General features: G+C 61.0%; 11 protein-coding genes. 4 read left to right on the plus strand and 7 right to left on the minus strand.

What is annotated here, in order from left to right:
* Positions 1–34: 34 nt before the first annotated feature.
* The 3 genes from A3730_RS14910 to A3730_RS14920 all read right to left on the minus strand — a co-directional run bounded on the left by A3730_RS14910 (position 35) and on the right by A3730_RS14920 (position 2,895).
* Positions 35–880 (minus strand): MerR family transcriptional regulator, encoded by an 846-nt coding sequence (locus tag A3730_RS14910; RefSeq protein WP_063538333.1) that lies wholly within the window; start codon positions 878–880, stop codon positions 35–37.
* 282 nt (positions 881–1,162) lie between these two features.
* On the minus strand, positions 1,163–2,167 hold the full coding sequence (locus A3730_RS14915; RefSeq protein ID WP_082872393.1) for an alpha/beta fold hydrolase: 1,005 nt from the start codon (positions 2,165–2,167) through the stop codon (positions 1,163–1,165).
* Positions 2,167–2,895 carry a hypothetical protein gene (locus A3730_RS14920; protein ID WP_063520903.1) on the minus strand — a complete coding sequence of 243 codons (729 nt, stop codon included), beginning with the start codon at positions 2,893–2,895 and terminating at the stop codon, positions 2,167–2,169. Before A3730_RS14920 ends, A3730_RS14915 begins: the two co-directional genes overlap by 1 nt.
* Before the next feature lie 262 nt (positions 2,896–3,157).
* Here A3730_RS14920 and A3730_RS14925 point away from each other — a divergent pair, with 262 nt between their 5' ends.
* Positions 3,158–5,407 carry a mechanosensitive ion channel domain-containing protein gene (locus tag A3730_RS14925; RefSeq protein ID WP_231880692.1) on the plus strand — a complete coding sequence of 750 codons (2,250 nt, stop codon included), beginning with the start codon at positions 3,158–3,160 and terminating at the stop codon, positions 5,405–5,407.
* A gap of 199 nt (positions 5,408–5,606) precedes the next feature.
* Here the strand turns inward: A3730_RS14925 and A3730_RS14930 are convergent, their stop codons facing one another.
* Positions 5,607–6,452, minus strand: coding sequence for a metal-dependent hydrolase (locus tag A3730_RS14930; RefSeq protein WP_063520904.1), 846 nt, complete (start codon positions 6,450–6,452; stop codon positions 5,607–5,609).
* A gap of 86 nt (positions 6,453–6,538) precedes the next feature.
* On the opposite strand from A3730_RS14930, the gene A3730_RS14935 reads away from it, so the two are divergent.
* Positions 6,539–7,534, plus strand: a complete 996-nt coding sequence (locus A3730_RS14935; RefSeq protein WP_063520906.1) for a hypothetical protein — start codon at positions 6,539–6,541, stop codon at positions 7,532–7,534.
* A gap of 128 nt (positions 7,535–7,662) precedes the next feature.
* On the opposite strand, the gene A3730_RS14940 is transcribed toward A3730_RS14935, so the two are convergent.
* Complete coding sequence (locus A3730_RS14940; protein ID WP_231883965.1) at positions 7,663–10,548, minus strand: GGDEF domain-containing phosphodiesterase; 2,886 nt, start codon at positions 10,546–10,548, stop codon at positions 7,663–7,665.
* 174 nt (positions 10,549–10,722) lie between these two features.
* On the opposite strand from A3730_RS14940, the gene uvrD reads away from it, so the two are divergent.
* Together uvrD and A3730_RS14950 are read left to right on the plus strand one after the other, a co-directional pair.
* Positions 10,723–12,885 (plus strand): DNA helicase II, encoded by a 2,163-nt coding sequence (uvrD, locus tag A3730_RS14945; RefSeq protein ID WP_063538339.1) that lies wholly within the window; start codon positions 10,723–10,725, stop codon positions 12,883–12,885.
* A 141-nt stretch (positions 12,886–13,026) separates the two neighbouring features.
* Positions 13,027–14,175: a TRAP transporter substrate-binding protein gene (locus A3730_RS14950; protein WP_063519536.1), complete on the plus strand. Its 1,149-nt coding sequence runs from the start codon at positions 13,027–13,029 to the stop codon at positions 14,173–14,175.
* Positions 14,176–14,375: 200 nt separating this feature from the next.
* On the opposite strand, the gene A3730_RS14955 is transcribed toward A3730_RS14950, so the two are convergent.
* Both A3730_RS14955 and A3730_RS14960 read right to left on the minus strand, forming a co-directional pair.
* The gene (locus tag A3730_RS14955) at positions 14,376–14,771 is read right to left on the minus strand and encodes an acyl-CoA thioesterase (protein ID WP_063519537.1); all 396 of its coding nucleotides are present in this window, start codon (positions 14,769–14,771) and stop codon (positions 14,376–14,378) included.
* 4 nt (positions 14,772–14,775) lie between these two features.
* Positions 14,776–15,812, minus strand: a 1,037-nt coding sequence (locus A3730_RS14960) for a TRAP transporter large permease subunit (protein WP_063538337.1), incomplete at its 5' end; no start/stop codon positions are given.

A 15,812-nucleotide genomic window follows, 5' to 3' on the forward strand; every position in this document is an offset into this window, starting at 1 on the left:
TTGCAACTTTAAACTTTAAACTTGTAACTGCTTTTCAGATATTCTTTTCCATATGCGCCAGCACGTTGGCCAGGCGATCGACGAGAATCTTGTTGATGCTCTTTTCCAGTACCCGGCCCAGTTCATCGCTGACCACGGCATCCGCCAGCGGGCGAATGCGGGTGATGAAGTCGGCCAGCTTGGGCACGTCTTCGCCTTCCGGGAGGGCTTCGTCGCCGTATTTCTCGTCCACCAGGTGGTGGATGATCATGCCGATAAAGCGTTCGGCCAGCTTGTCCACTTCTTCGCGGACCAGGCTCACATGGGTAAGCACTGCATCCAGCGGCACGCCGGCTTCGCTGAGTTCCTTGCCGGCGTTGTAGACGCGCGGGTAGGGCAGGCGCAGACGCATGCCTTCGGGGATGATATAGCCGAGCTTGACCGCCTTGGTCATCACTTCCGGGGTGATGTCTTCACCAAAGTCATCGAGCAGGTCCTGGTAGTCCACGTAGGAGGGGACGCTGGGGTTCTGCCAGGAAGTAACGGCCACTTCCAGGCCGAGAATATCGTTGAGCTCGCGGCCCTGTTCCCAGGCGCTGAGCAGGTCGCGGATGTTGTTGAGCGTGTAACCGCGCTCCAGCAGGGCGCCGATAATTTTCAACCGGGCCAGGTGCACGTCGGTATAAATACCGGTGCGGCCGCGCTTTTCCGGGGGCGGAAGAATGCCGCGATCCTGGTAGGCACGCACGTTACGCACCGTCGAGCTGGCTTCGCGGGCCAGTTCGTCGATGGTGAATTCCTTGTGGTCGCCGGCGTCTGCCGGGGCCTGTTGCTCAGCCGGTTGGGTGTATTTCTTCAGGCTGCGCAAAATAGCTGCGGGATTACGGTCACTGGTTTTCATGTGGCGATGATAGCCCCCTTTTTGCACTGGGGCTAGAAGGGGAGACGCAGCACGCTACATGCATCACGCAACAACGCGGGCGAGCCTGGGCGAGGTGAGAGTTTCGAGTTGCGAGAAGCGAGTTTCGAAAGGCAAAACCCCAAACCCCGTACTTGGCTGGTTTTTTTGATTTTCGAAACTCGTGACTCGTAACCCGCTTCTGGAATCCTTGCCTCGCCCAGGCTCGGATCACCCGCAGGCAGGTTATTCGCTTCGCTCACCCTTCGGGCCGCACTGCGTGCGTTACTCCGCTACGCTACGTTCCTGCGGGTGCTTCGTAGAGGCGTGGTTGCCGGTTCCCGGATGGCTGCTATCTGCTGCGGGCTGCGGGTCGGCATTGACCTGGGCGCGCTTGAGCGCCTCGCTGGCGGGGGCGCCTTCAACATGCTGGATGAACTCACTGATCCAGCCGGCGGTCACGTCCGGATACTGGAGAAGGGGGCTCCAGTGTCCGCAGTCTATTTCCCGGCGCCACAGGCGATCTGTCCACTGGGGCAGGTCTTCGAGCATGGCCGGGCGCACATAGTTGTCTTCGCGGGCAACGATCAGCTGCACCGGGACTTTGGTATGCCGCTCCCGGGGCTTGAGCAGACAAGGCAGCATGTTGGCGCGGTACAGTTCGATACCGTGCACGCCGTCCTGCTGTTGAGTGGCGCTGACTTCGCTGTGCAGGTTTTCGGTGCGGCGCAGTACCTGCGGCCAGACCTTGGCCAGGCCGGCTTTCCACAGGGTCGGGGCCAGCACCGGCAACTGGAAGAGGCCGATGTACCAGGAGTGGGCGAGCTGATTGAGCACGGCGCCGATTTCCTGTTCGCGCAGTCGCGCCTTCATCCACTGCCCCACATGATCCAGGCACGGGCCGGACAGGGTGGTGTAGGAGGCGATGCGTTGCTCGGCGCCGGGATCGGTGACTGATTCCCAGGTCTGGATGGAGCCCCAGTCGTGCCCCACCAGATGCACCTTTTCATCCGGGCTGACGGCGTCCATGACCGCATGCAGGTCGTTGCGCAGTTCCCGCAACTTGTAAGCGGCGCGGCCTTGCGGCACGGAAGAATTGCCGGCGCCGCGTACGTCATAGGCGACGACTTTGAAATGCCGGCTAAGGCGTTCCGCCACTTTTTCCCAGACATGATTGGCGTCCGGGTAGCCGTGTACCAGTATCACCGTGGGGCTTTTGTCCGCACTCCAGGTACGCACCGCCAGGTCCACGCCATTACGGCTTACTTTGCTGTCGCGCCACTGCACCATCAGGCTGCTTCCTCTTGCTTGTCGCCAGTGTTGTTGTCGAGCAGGTGGGCCGGAGCGGGGGTCAGCCAGCGCGGTCCCTGATCGTCCATCAGCAGGAATTCACTGCTGCCGACGCTGTGCGTACCGTCGCTCAACGTCAGTTGCCATTGCCACAGCCCGGGTATCAGCGGCCCTTCTCCGATGCGATTACCTTCCGGCAGAGTGCCGGTGAGCGGCGCCAACCGATAGTGCTGGCGCAGGCCGGAGAAACGGCCAGCAAGCTGCTGGGGTGTTTCTCCCCGGGCCAGGGCCAGCGGTAGCTGGTCGCGATAGTCACGCAGGCGGCGGTGTAATGCGGCCAGCGGAGCCACGTCGGGGCCGCTGAGGCAGGCCTTGGCGGCGTAGCCGTTTTGTACCGCATCGCAACGCAGTATATAGCCCATGCCGATCCGGTAACGGCGCTTTCCCGGTCTGTTCAGGCCAAAGCGACGGCGGCTGGGTTGATTGGTAAAGCGCACCTTCGGCGGCCGGGCGGGATCGAACAGTTGGTGCGCACGCAGCCAGTCGCGAATCAGCAGTTCGCAATCCTGCTCGGTCATGCCCGGTTGCAGGGATCCAGCAATGATCTGCAGGCCTTTGTGGGCGTTCTGCCAGGCAGAGAGGTAAGGCGCCAGGGCCTGGGAATCCGGGGTCCAGAATGCGTTCATGAACGCCTCCACCGTGTTGTCGTTGGAATGTAACTCGATCATTACAGCGCTCAATGTCACGGTCAACCGCTATGACTGGCATTCTCACCCCGGGGATGGCTCCCCAGGGTCAATGTCGGGGTGTAACCGGGGGGCAATCCTTCGCGCAATCTTCACATTTTTCGCTGTCTGACTTGTTAGGGTGGGCGCCTGAACAATCTTCAAATTGTGTATTTTGCTCGGCGATGACCGGGATAAGGAGATCAGTTTGCGCCCTCCAGTCCAGACCTTTCGCGGCTTCACAGCCCTGGTGACTTTTTTGCTCGTGTTTTTCACCGCAGCGGCCCACGCTGCGGAGCCCGCGCAGCCGGTTGCGGCGCAACCGGGTGAATACGCGGAGCTGGCGGATTTGCTGGAAAATGACGCCAGCCGCCAAGTGCTGATTGATCAGTTGCGTGGCGTGCACGCGTCTGCCCAGCCTGAGTCGTTGGGGCTGGAAGGCGAAGTGCCAGCCGCGGAGATTGCTGCCCAGGCCCCCAGCGGGCAGACCGCGGAGCAAGTCTCCATGGCGCGCCGCATGGCGGCGGCCACCGGTAACCTGGCCGGTGATATGGGCCGGCAATTTGCAGCGCTGGGCGCCTTGGTGTCGGGCTGGTTTGGCGGCGATGCCGATGCCAGCCAGTCGGTAGCAGCGGCGGCTCCGGTGGACATGAAAACGGTCAGTGCCGCCTTGTTGAATCTGGCGATTCTGGTGGCCGTGACGTTTGTGGTGTTCTGGTCGCTGCGTGCGGTGGGAAGCTCGGTCTTTGCCCGTCTCAGCGGCTGGGCCCGGGCCGGTTCAGAGAAGTTGGCGATCCTGCGCACCATGGTGGCCGTGGCGGTTGCTGCACTACTGGATATTGTCGTGGTGGTGCTGGCCTACTTGGCCGGCACTTTTGTGGCGCCACTGCTCACCGAACAGCTGGGCGCGGATGCCACCCGGTTAGCGCTGTTTCTGAATGCCTTCCTGCTGGTTGAGCTGGCCAAGGTGGGTCTGCGGATGTTCTTTTCCTCCCGCTACGAGGGCCTGCGACTGCTGCCGGTGGCGGCAGAACAGGCGCGCTACTGTAACCGCTTTCTGGCCCGTGAAGCCGGGTTGATTGGCTATGGCATGCTGGTGCTGGTGCCGGTGCTGAACTTCAATGTGTCGCCCTCGCTGGGCAGTGGCGTGGGGACAGTGATCATGCTGGTGGCGCTGGTGTATGCGGCGGTGGTGATCTGGCGCAAGCGCCAGGTGTTGCGTCAGGCGTTGACGCATCGGGCCAATGCCGGGTCCGGGCCAATCCGGCTGTTGCTGCTGTTGTTGGCGCGTACCTGGCACTGGCTGGCGTTGGCGTACGCATTGCTGGTGTTTACCGCCACCGTGCTGAACCCGGAAACGGCGCTGCCCTTTGTGGCCTTGGCAACGTTGGAAACGCTGATTTATGTGGGCCTGGGCCTGCTGGTATCAGTGGCGCTGGGGCAGTTGATTGGCAAGGAAATCCAGCTGTCGGAACGGCTCAACGCCAGCATGCCCCGCCTTCAGGCCCGGGTGAACACTTATGTGCCCACCGGCCTGAAAATCATTCGCGGGCTGATCCTGGCGCTGGTATTGGTGTTGTCGCTGGATGCCTGGCAGCTCTATGACTTGGCGGCCTGGTACGCCACCACCGCCGGTGCGCAAACCGTTTCTGCGCTGATTGATATCTTGCTGATTCTGGCGCTGGCGGCGGCCGTCTGGATTGCCCTGGCCAGCCTGGTCGAGCATAAATTCAGCCCCGGAGAAACCAGTACGCCGGCCCAGGCGGCGCGGGGTGAGACGTTACTGGGGCTGTTCCATACCTCCTTGGCCATCACCATCATCATCATGACGGCGATGATCGTGCTTTCCGAGGTTGGTGTGGATATCGGCCCGCTGATTGCCGGTGCCGGTGTGTTGGGTCTGGCCATTGGTTTCGGTGCCCAGAAGCTGGTGCAGGATGTGATTACCGGGGTGTTTATTCAGCTGGAGAATGCCATGAATACCGGTGATTTTGTCGGGGTTGGCGCCAACTCCGGCACGGTGGAGCGAGTGGGGATCCGTTCGGTGGCATTGCGTGATCTCTATGGCACCTACCACATCGTGCCGTTCTCCTCGGTGGATGCGGTATCCAATTACACCCGCGAATACGGTAACCATGTGGGCGAATACGGCATTGGTTATCGGGAAAGCATTGACGATGCCATCGTTCAGCTTGAGGCGGCCTTCGAGGCGCTCAAGGAAGGTGAGCACAAGGATAATATCCTCGCGCCCATGACCGTGGCCGGGGTGACGGCCCTGGCGGACAGCTCGGTGAATATCCGCGTGGTGATCAAGACCACACCGGGCAATCAGTGGGCGGTGGGCCGTGCCTTCAACCGGCTGGTGAAGATCTACTTCGACAAGGCCGGTATAGAGATCCCGTTCCCGCATACCACCCTGTACTTCGGCGAGGACCGGGACGGCAATGCGCCAGCGGCCAACATTCGCCTGGCAGATGATCGTGTGGTGTCTACTCAAGAGGGCAACGACGGGTAATCCCCGCATTGGACTCATGAAAAAGCGTCTGCAAAAGCAGGCGCTTTTTTCGTTATGAGGCCCAATCTCGGCAGGTTTGCCAGCGTGTTGCATGCTGCGTGAAGCATGCTGCAGCCGCAGAGCGGCAAAAAAAAGGGCCGGCAAAGTGCCGACCCTGAAAGTCACCGGAAAAGGGAGAGCTCGGTGAATTGGAAAACGGTTAAGCGGCTTCCTCTTTGAGGAGGTTGCCAAGCAGGGCCTCGAAGTTTTGCAGCTGCTCGCTGTTATCGTGATCCCACGGATGAAAACCGGGTTTGAACCAGTCGAACCAGGGCTTGGTGATGTTCAGGAAAATCCCTTTGCGGCCCCAGGTGTGTTTGGCCACGGCGCGCCAGCCTTTCAGGTCGGTCAGGCCGCCCTTGATGCGCACGTTATGCAGGTAGAAGGGAATGAACAGGGCAAAGAAAATGCCAGTGGCCAGCACCAGGGTGCCGCTGCGCAGGGCGTAGGCGCCCAGGTTGCTGTCGTCGCCGATCACCGTGCGGTACACATCGAAGGCCACAGCCTTGTGTTCGGTTTCTTCCAGGGCGTGCCAGTTCCAGATCGCCTTGTAGCCTTCGTCGGCGCCTTCCATGATCTCGGGCAGATCCAGCAGGCCGCCGCCGAGAATGGCGGTCAGGTGTTCCAGTGCTACGGTGGCAGCCAGCTGAAAGGCTTTGGGGCTATATTGCTGGGCGGCCCCAAGCAGCTTGGCAACGAAGGCTTCCTGGGCATGCAGCGGAATCCCTGCCTGGGCCACGAAGTCGTTGTATTCTTCGTGCTCACGGCCGTGCATGGCTTCCTGACCGATAAAGGCAGTGACTGCCTTTTTCAGTTCCGAATCGGTAATCTGGTCGCGATAGTGGCGGACGCTATCGATAAAGAAGCGCTCACCCACCGGGAAGAACAGACTCATGGTATTGAGGAACTGGCTGACATTCAGGCCGTCCCGGTGCCAGGTGAGGGCCTTGGCCGGGTTCAGGTTGAATTTCAGGTTGCGGCGTATGGGCAGAATCGAGATCGCCATTGTGCGTCCCTCCGTAACTGTTACATCATTCAATGATACAATTGCTGTGCGCAGCATCAAGAACTTTTCATCGGGAAATGCAAAAAATGGCGGGCAATAAACAGGAAGTGGCAAATCGTTTACTGGATGGGCTGGTCGATTATCTGCTGGCGCGTCTCTCGCCGGAACAGCTGGATTCACTGGTGGTTGAGGAGCTGGACTACGTGCTTGAGCGGGCGGCGGGTTATTCCCTCAACCAGTGGGTGCAAGCCGGTCAAGTATTTGCCACGGCGCAGAAATACGCGGTGGAGATGGATATCAGCGGCGCGATTCCCGAGCTGGTGGGCGATATGGTGGAACGGTTTTATGACCACGCCATCCAGAGTGAGCGCACCGTGGAGGATGTGGTCGACGAAGCCGTAGTGATGGCGCTGCTGGACAAGGGGCTGGAAATTCCCCTGTCGCGGCAAGGCATGGCCTGGCTGGGGCGTAACCCGGTGTTGCTGGCCTTGCTGGCAGGCGGTGCGCAACTGGGGCTCAAGACGTTGCTGCATCAGGGGCTGCCCGGCCCCCTGCGCAGCCAGCTGAGCAAGCGCTTGCCGGAACGCTGGCTGGCCAGCCTGGAGGCACGACTGCAGGAATGGTTACTGCGTCGCACGGAGCAATTGTTGAGTGATCCGTACCTGTATCGCGACGAGAACCTGGATGAGTTGCGCGAGTTGGTGAAGGTGGGCTGGCAGGACTTTTCCCAGCGCCCGGTGGCGGACCTGAAGGAACTGGTGAGCAGCGAGGATATTCAGGAGCTGTTCGTGATCGTGTTCGAGTACTGGCGGGATCTGCGCCACACGGATTACTTCAATGCCATGCTGGAAGCGGGCGTGCAGGCGTTTTTCGATAAATATGGTGATACCAGCCTCACTGGCCTGCTGGATGAGCTGGGCGTCACCCGCGAGCTGATGCTTGATGATGCCCGCCGCTTCCTGCCGCCAGTGATGGCCAAGCTGCAGAGCGAAGGGCTGCTGGAGGCGTGGCTGCGTCGGCACCTGGAAGGGTATTTTCGGGCGGAGGAGACGCTGGAGCTGCTGGGATCAGTTGACAGTTGATAGTGGACAGTTGACAGCGACACGCCGCAGCACGTCATGTTTTGAAACCGTAGAGGCCGCGCCCAAAGTTTGAGCGCGGCCTCTTTTATTTCAGACAAAACAGCCCTGTTCCGCGCAGCTGTCAACTATCAATTGTCAACTTTCAACTGCTGTCTATAGGCCTGGGTGTGTAGCAATTCCAGTAACTCGTTTTCCGGCACCGGGCGGCTGATCAGGTAGCCCTGGATGCTGTCGCAATGCATGTCGCGCAGAATGCTCAGGTGGTCTTCGGTTTCTACCCCTTCGGCGATTACGTTCATCTTCAGGCTGTGGGCCATGTCGATGATGGCGCGGGTAATGGCGGCATCGTCCGGGCTCTTGTCCAGATCCATGATGAAGGAGCGATCGATCTTCAGGGTGTCCACCGGGAAACGCTTCAGGTAGCTCAGCGACGAATAGCCGGTGCCGAAATCGTCCAGCGCCAGCTCAATGCCCCGGGTGCGCAGTTGCTGAAGCAGCTCGATGTTCTGCTCCATGTCTTCCATGATCAGGCTTTCGGTGAGTTCCAGTTCCAGCAGGTGCGGGGGCAGTTCGGTGGTGGACAGTACCCGGTCCACGATTTCTGCCACGTTGCCTTTGCGGAACTGGTGGGCTGACAGGTTTACCGATACACAGATGTTGCCCAGCCCCTGTTTGTACCACTTGTGGGCCTGGCGGCAGGAGCGCTCCAGTACCAGTTCACCGATGGCGGAAATCAGCCCGGTTTCTTCGGCCAGGGGAATGAAGTCCGCCGGCGGCAGCAGGCCCATGGTGGGGTGCTGCCAGCGCACCAGGGCTTCCACCGAGGTGATGCGGTTGCTGGCCAGCTCCATTTTCGGCTGGTAGTGCACCACGAATTCGTTCTTGAAGATGGCCTTGCGCAGGCTGGTTTCCAGGGCCAGCTGTTCCACCGACGCTACCCGCATGTTGCTGCGATAGAACTGGAAGTTATTGCCGCCGCTGCGCTTGGCCTGGTACACCGCCATGTCGGACTGGTTGATCATGCTCTGGGCTTCTTTGGCGGTATCCGGGAACAGGCTGATGCCGATGCTGGCGCCCAGCAGCAGTTCGTGGCCGTCAATCAGGAACGGCTTTTTCATGGCGTTGATCAGTTTCTGGCACTGCTGGCTGATGCTGCCTTCGCCGCCGTGATTTTCCAGCAGCAGGGTAAATTCATCGCCGCCCACCCGGGCCAGGGATTCTTCGCCGCCGGCATGTTGGGCAATGCGCTCGGCGGCAGCCTTGAGCAGGCGGTCACCGATTTCATGGCCCAGGGATTCATTGATGGGTTTGAAGCGGTCCAGGTCGATCATCAGCAGGGCCACTTTTTCCCGGTTCAGGCGGGCCAGGGTCAGCGATTTGTGCAGATGCTCGCGGAACTGGGTACGGTTGGCCAGGCCGGTGAGGCGGTCGTAGTTGGACAGGAATTGCAGCTGTTGCTCGGTTTCCTTGCGGGAGGTCAGGTCGGACATCATGCCCACATAACGAATCACCCGTTTCTGTTCGTCGCGCACGGCGCTCATCTGTAGCCATTCCGGGAACATTTCACCATTGCGGCGGCGTTCGCTGATTTCCCCTTCCCAGAAGCCGTTTTCCTGCAGGGCAGCGGTAATACCCAGGTAGACGTCCCGGTTGGGGTGAGTCTGTTCATCCTCGAGAATGCGGCGGCCGATGACCAGGGATTCGGAATAGCCGGTGATCTGCTCGAAGCGAGCATTCACGGCGAGGAAGCGGAACGCCTGATCGAGGATGAAGATGCCTTCCGGGGCATTTTCGAACACGGTGGCGGCCAGGCGTTGCTGTTCCTGGCTCTGGCGGTCATCGGTGATGTCCCGGCGGGTGCCGATCATGCGGGTGGCGCGGCCGTCGCGGCTGCGGGAGACCACCCGGCCTTCATCCTCAATCCAGCGCCAGCTGCCGTCGGCGTGGCGCAGCCGGTACACCGCGTGGTAGCGGCTGTCCTCGCCCTTGAAGTGAGACACCATGGCACGGCGGATGCGGGTCAGGTCGTCCGGGTGGACCAGGGTTTCCAGGTCGCCGAAGAAATTCTTGAAGTAGGCGCTGTCGTAACCCAGCAGCCGGTCGAAGTTGGTGTGGTAGTTGCGCCCGGTATCCAGCATCCAGTCCCACAGGCCGATGTTGCTGGCTTCCAGCGCCAGTTCCAGCCGTTCACTGGTGGCGGCCAGGGCGGTGTTGGTCTCGCCCAGGGCCTGGGTGCGTTCCTGCACCATGCTTTCCAGCCGATCGTTGGTTTCCTGCAGCCGCTGGCGGGCCTCCTTGCGCTCATAGATTTCCTGCGCCAACTTTTCGTTCAGGGCTTCGGCGTCGCCGCGGGCCCGGTTCAGGTAATCAATCAGGGAGCGGTTGCTGGCCTGCAGCATCATCGCCTGGTGGCCGGTGCGGTTGATGCGGCGGGCGGCGACCAGAAAGAACAGTCCCAGCAGGGATATCAGAGCAAACAGTGAGAGCGGGTGATTCTCCTGGGTTTCCGCCAGGCGGGCCACGGTCGGGCCCAGCAGCATCAACAGATACAGGAACACGGTGGGGAAATGGCTGCTGTAGGCGGCCAGCGCCATCACGCTGAGGCCCAGGCCCAGGCAGGCACAAACCAGCTGGGCGCCCAGCATCTGTGGGGTAAACAGGCTTTCCAGCGGGTTGAACAGGTAGCCGGCCAGGCCGATCAGCAACGGCGTGGACAGGGCCAGCCCGGAGAGCATGCGGCGGCAGAACGGCATGGTTTCCTGGGCATCAAGACGGCGGCGACAATAGGGCAGGACCAGCAGGCGGACAATCTGTACCGCCGCAATGACACCCAGCCAGATCAGCAGGGACGAGTGGGCCATCGGGGTAAACCAGTAAGTCCACACCAGGGTAATGGCGGCGGCACTTTCCAGCAGCAACAGGGCGGCGATGCCGCTTAGCAGCAATTGACACTGTTCATTAAGTACACCGTTGAACGGTGGTACCGGCTGGGATGATGGAGACTGCGAAGACACCGTGTTTTCTTCCTCTGGCTCGGGGCCGAGTGTTTTTGTGTTCCAGTTTACCCACAGGTAGGGGGGGAGGGAAACCGACTTTCGTGGATGAATAATAGAGAAGGGGGCCGTCAGGCAAAATTGCCCGCCCTGGCGGGCATCACCGGCAGGGACATTCTGCTAAACTTCCGCGCCATGGATGATGTGACTTCCCTTATTGATGGCTTGAACCCGGCCCAGCGCGATGCGGTGGCTGCCGATGACCGACATTTGCTGGTGCTGGCCGGGGCCGGCTCGGGAAAAACCCGGGTGCTGGTGCACCGGATCGCCTGGCAGATTGCCACTGAGCAGGCCTCGCCGTTTGGCATTCTGGCGGTGACCTTTACCAACAAGGCCGCCGCGGAAATGCGCGGACGTATTGAGCAGCTGCTGGATATGTCCGCCGACGGCATGTGGGTGGGCACCTTCCACGGCATTGCCCACCGGTTGCTGCGGGCCCACTGGCAGGAGGCCGGGCTCCCCCAGGGCTTCCAGATCATCGATGCGGACGACCAGATTCGCCTGATCAAGCGGGTGAGCAAGGAGCTGGGGCTGGACGAGCAGCGCTGGCCGGCCCGTCAGGCCACCTGGTTCATTAACGGCCAGAAAGATGAGGGCCTGCGTGCCCGGCATATGGATGTGGGCGGCGATCTGTTCGCGTTGACCATGCAGAAGATCTACTTCGCCTACGAAGAGGCCTGTGAGCGTGGCGGGCTGGTGGACTTCAATGAAATGCTGCTGCGGGTGCTGGAGCTGTTCCGCGACAACGAGAACCTGCGCGGCCACTATCAGCGCCGCTTCCGGCACATTCTGGTGGACGAATTCCAGGATACCAACAGTATTCAGTACGCCTGGCTGCGGTTGCTGGCGGACGAAAATAACGCGGTCACCATTGTCGGTGACGATGACCAGTCCATCTATGGCTGGCGCGGCGCCAAGATCGAGAATATCCACAAATTCAGCCGCGACTTCCCGGACACCCGCACCATTCGCCTGGAGCAGAACTATCGCTCCACCGGTACCATCCTGAAAGCCGCCAATGCGGTGATCGGCAATAACAGCGACCGCCTGGGCAAGGAGCTGTGGACCGAGGGTGGCGATGGCGATCCGATTCGGCTCTATTCCGGTTTCAATGAAGTGGACGAGGCGCGCTTTATTGCCGGGCGCATGGACAAGCTGTTTCAGGAAGGCACCGCGCGGCGGGAAATGGCGGTGCTGTATCGCTCCAACGCCCAGTCACGGGTGCTGGAAGAGGCATTTCTGCAGGCGGGGATTCCCTACCGTATCTATGGTGGGCAACGCTTCTTCGAGCGGGTGGAAATCAAGAACGCGCTGGCCTACCTGCGCCTGCTCAGCCATCGTCATGCGGATGCGGCCTTCGAACGGGTGGTGAATACGCCTACCCGTGGCATCGGCAACAAGACCCTGGAAACCCTGCGGGAGGTGGCCCGCCAGCGAAGCGTATCCCTGTGGGAAGCGGCTCAGGCGGTAGTGGGTGAGCAATTGCTTACTGCCCGTGCCACTAATGCCCTTGCTGTGTTCCTGAACTTGATCGCGCAGCTGGAGCAGCAGTGCGAGGGTTTGAACCTGGCGCAAACCACCGAACATGTGATCGAGGCCAGTGGCCTGCTGGAATTCCACGGCAAGGAAAAAGGCGAAAAGGGCCAGCAGCGGCTGGAAAACCTGCGCGAACTGCTTTCTGCCACCCGTGAATTCGGTGACGAAGACGAAGAGTCGGAACTGGACAGCCTGACTGCGTTTCTGGATCACGCGGCACTGGAGTCCGGCGAGGGGCAGGCCGACGCCCACGAGGATGCAGTGCAGATGATGACGTTGCATTCGGCCAAGGGGCTGGAATTTCCGGTGGTGTTTATCACCGGTATGGAAGAGGGTTTGTTCCCGCACAAGATGTCCAGCGAGGAACCGGGCCGGCTGGCCGAAGAGCGCCGCCTTTGTTATGTGGGTTTGACCCGGGCCATGCGCGAGCTGTACCTGACCCACGCGGAAAGCCGCCGTCTGTACGGCAACGAAAACTACAATCCGGCCAGCCGTTTCCTGCGCGAAATCCCTGCCGAAACGCTGGAAGAAATCCGCGCCCGCGCAGGCTTCAGCCGGCCCATGGGCGGGGCGGCCAAGCCGATTCGGGAAACCGAATCCAACGGCATCAGCCTGGGGGCGCGGGTGCTGCACCCGAAATTCGGGGAAGGCACTATCTTGCACTTTGAAGGGCAGGGCCCGAACGCGCGCCTGCAAATCAATTTCGACGGTGCCGGCACCAAGTGGCTGGTCAGCCAGTACGCCCGGCTGGAAGTGATTTGACGCAGGTCTGACGTCGGACGCGGAGAAAACAATTGGGTACGGGATGTGTTGTTGCGTCTGACTTCCGTCGTCAGACGTAAGACCCGTCGACAAGAACAATGGGGTGGCTGTTCATTGCTGCCCAATGATGGAGGATGACTCTTGGACCGCCGTAAATTTGTTTCTGCCCTGGGTTTGGGGCTGGGTGGCCTGGCACTGGCCGGCTGTGAACAGAAAGATTGCCCGCCGGCTGACAAGACGGTGGCGGCACCGCCGGAGCCCGAGAAGAAAGCGCCGAGCCAGCAGACCTACGAATGGAAAATGGTCACTACCTGGCCCAAGAACTATCCGGGCCTGGGCGCAGGGGCGAACCGTTTTGCCAAGCGTGTGGAAGAAATGTCCGCCGGGCGGATCAAGATCAAGGTCTATGGCGCGAAAGAATTGGTGCCGGCCTTTGAGGTATTCGATGCGGTGCGCCAGGGCAGTGCGGAAATGGGCCATGGCGCCGCCTATTACTGGAAAGGCAAACATCCGGCCACGCCGTTTTTTACCGCGGTGCCCTTCGGCCTAACCGCCCAGGAAATGAATGGCTGGCTGCACCATGGTGGCGGCCAGGAACTGTGGGATGACCTGTATGCCCAGTTCAACCTGAAACCGTTCGCCTGTGGCAACACCGGTACGCAGATGGCGGGCTGGTTCAACAAGGAAATCAACAGCATTGAGGACCTGAAAGGGTTGAAAATGCGCATGCCCGGGCTGGCCGGAGAGGTGCTGGGCAAGGTCGGCGCCACGCCGGTACAGCTGCCCGGTGCCGAGGTTTTTACCTCGCTGCAAACCGGTGCCATTGATGCGGCGGATTGGGTTGGCCCCTATAACGACCTGACCTTCGGCCTGCAGCGGGTAGCGGAGTATTACTACTACCCGGGCTGGCAGGAGCCCGGCCCGACCCTGGAACTGACCATCAACAAGAAGGTGTGGGAAGGGCTGCCTGCGGACCTGCAGGCGATCATCCGTTACGCCGCCCAGTCCGAAAACCAGGACATGCTTGACGAGTACACCGCCCGCAACAATGCGGCGCTCGATGAGCTGGTGAACAAGCACGGGGTAAAACTGCGTCGCCTGCCTGACGATGTGCTCAAGGCCCTGAAAGACGCCAGCGATGAGGTCATCGAAGCGCTGGTGGCGGGCAACAAGGATGCCCGCAAGGTGTACAACTCCTACCGCCGTTTCCGCGACGAGTCCATGCAGACCATGGCCGTGGCAGAGCAGTCGTATATGAATGTGCGTAGTGAGCTTGCCAAGAAAGCTTGATCAGAGCCGCTGTAGGAGCACCACTCGAGGTGCGAACGCGACGAGGCTCATGTTTCTGTCGCCGTTCCTGGATCGATCTGTCGAGCGCTGCAATCCCTGATCGCCCTGTGGGCGATTTCCGCGTTTGCACGCGGTTCGCACCTCGAGTGGTGCTCCTACAGTAGCTTCGTAGCCTGCGCCTTGCAGTTTGAGGTGTGCAGTCAGTCCCTGGGCACCGCCCGGGTCCGCCCGGTGTCATCGATGGCCACGAAGGTGAAATGCCCTTCGGTCACTTTCGACAGGGTGCCGGTGTCTTCGCGTACCCACACTTCCACCAGAATCTGCATGGAGCTGCGGCCGATGTCCTGCAGCCGGGTGTAGCAGCTCACCACGGCGCCCACGGGCACCGGGCGCAGGAAGGCCATGGAGTCGATGGCCACGGTGGCCACGCGGCCCCGGGCTTTTTTGCGGGCGGTGACGGCACCGGCCAGATCCATCTGTGAGACCAGCCAGCCGCCGAAAATATCGCCATTCCAGTTGGCGCTCTGCGGCATGGCGATGGTTTGGATGGCAAGGGTCCCAATCGGCTGGGGTGCGTCGTCAGTATGGTCTGTCATGTTGTTATCCGTAGAGCGTATGCGGCAGCCAGGTGGCGAGTTCCGGGAACAACGCCAGAATGCCCAGCATGATTAATTGTATGGCGATAAAGGGTATCACGCCCTGATAAATGTGCGTGGTTTTTACCTCCGGCGGCGCCACCCCGCGCAGATAAAACAGCGCGAACCCGAAGGGTGGGGTCAGAAACGAGGTTTGCAAGTTCAATGCAATCATCACGCCCAGCCAGATCGGGTCCAGCCCCATGCCCAGCAATACCGGGGCTACAATGGGCACCACCACAAAGGTGATCTCGATAAAGTCGAGAATAAAGCCGAGCAGGAAAATCAGCAGCATCACCATGACGGTGGCGCCGATCACGCCGCCGGGCATGGCAGCGAACAGGTTATGCACCGCCTCTTCGCCACCAAAGCCACGGAATACCAGCGAAAACAGGCTGGCGCCGATCAGGATCATGAACACCATGGCGGTGACCCGGCTGGTGGCGCGGACCACCTCGCCAACAATGGCCCGGTCCAGGTGCCGATTGGCGGCCGCCAGCAGCAGGGCGCCAAAGGCGCCGACCCCGGCGGCCTCCGTGGGGGTGGCCTTGCCGGTGAGAATAGAGCCGAGCACTGCGGCGATCAGCAGCAGCGGCGGAACCAGGCCGCCCAGCAGGGCGCGCCAGCCTCGGGGTTCGCCGTCAGTGGCGGCGAAGGCGGGCGCCCATTGCGGTTTCCACAGGCTGATCACCACCACATAAAGCAGGTACAGCCCCACCAGAATCAGCCCGGGAATCAGCGCCCCGACAAACAGATCGCCCACCGATACGGTGTCCAGCGACCACAGGCCCTGCTTGAGCTGGGCGTCCTGGTAGGCGTTGGCCAGCACATCGCCCAGCAACACCAGCGCAATCGACGGCGGAATAATCTGCCCAAGCGTGCCGGTGGCGCAGATCAGCCCGGTGGACAGCTGCGGCTGGTAGCCCTGACGGAGCATGGTGGGTAACGACAGCAGGCCCATGGTGACTACGGTGGCGCCCACAATGCCGGTGCTGGCGGCCA

It is taken from the genome of Alcanivorax sp. HI0044, assembly GCF_001634945.1.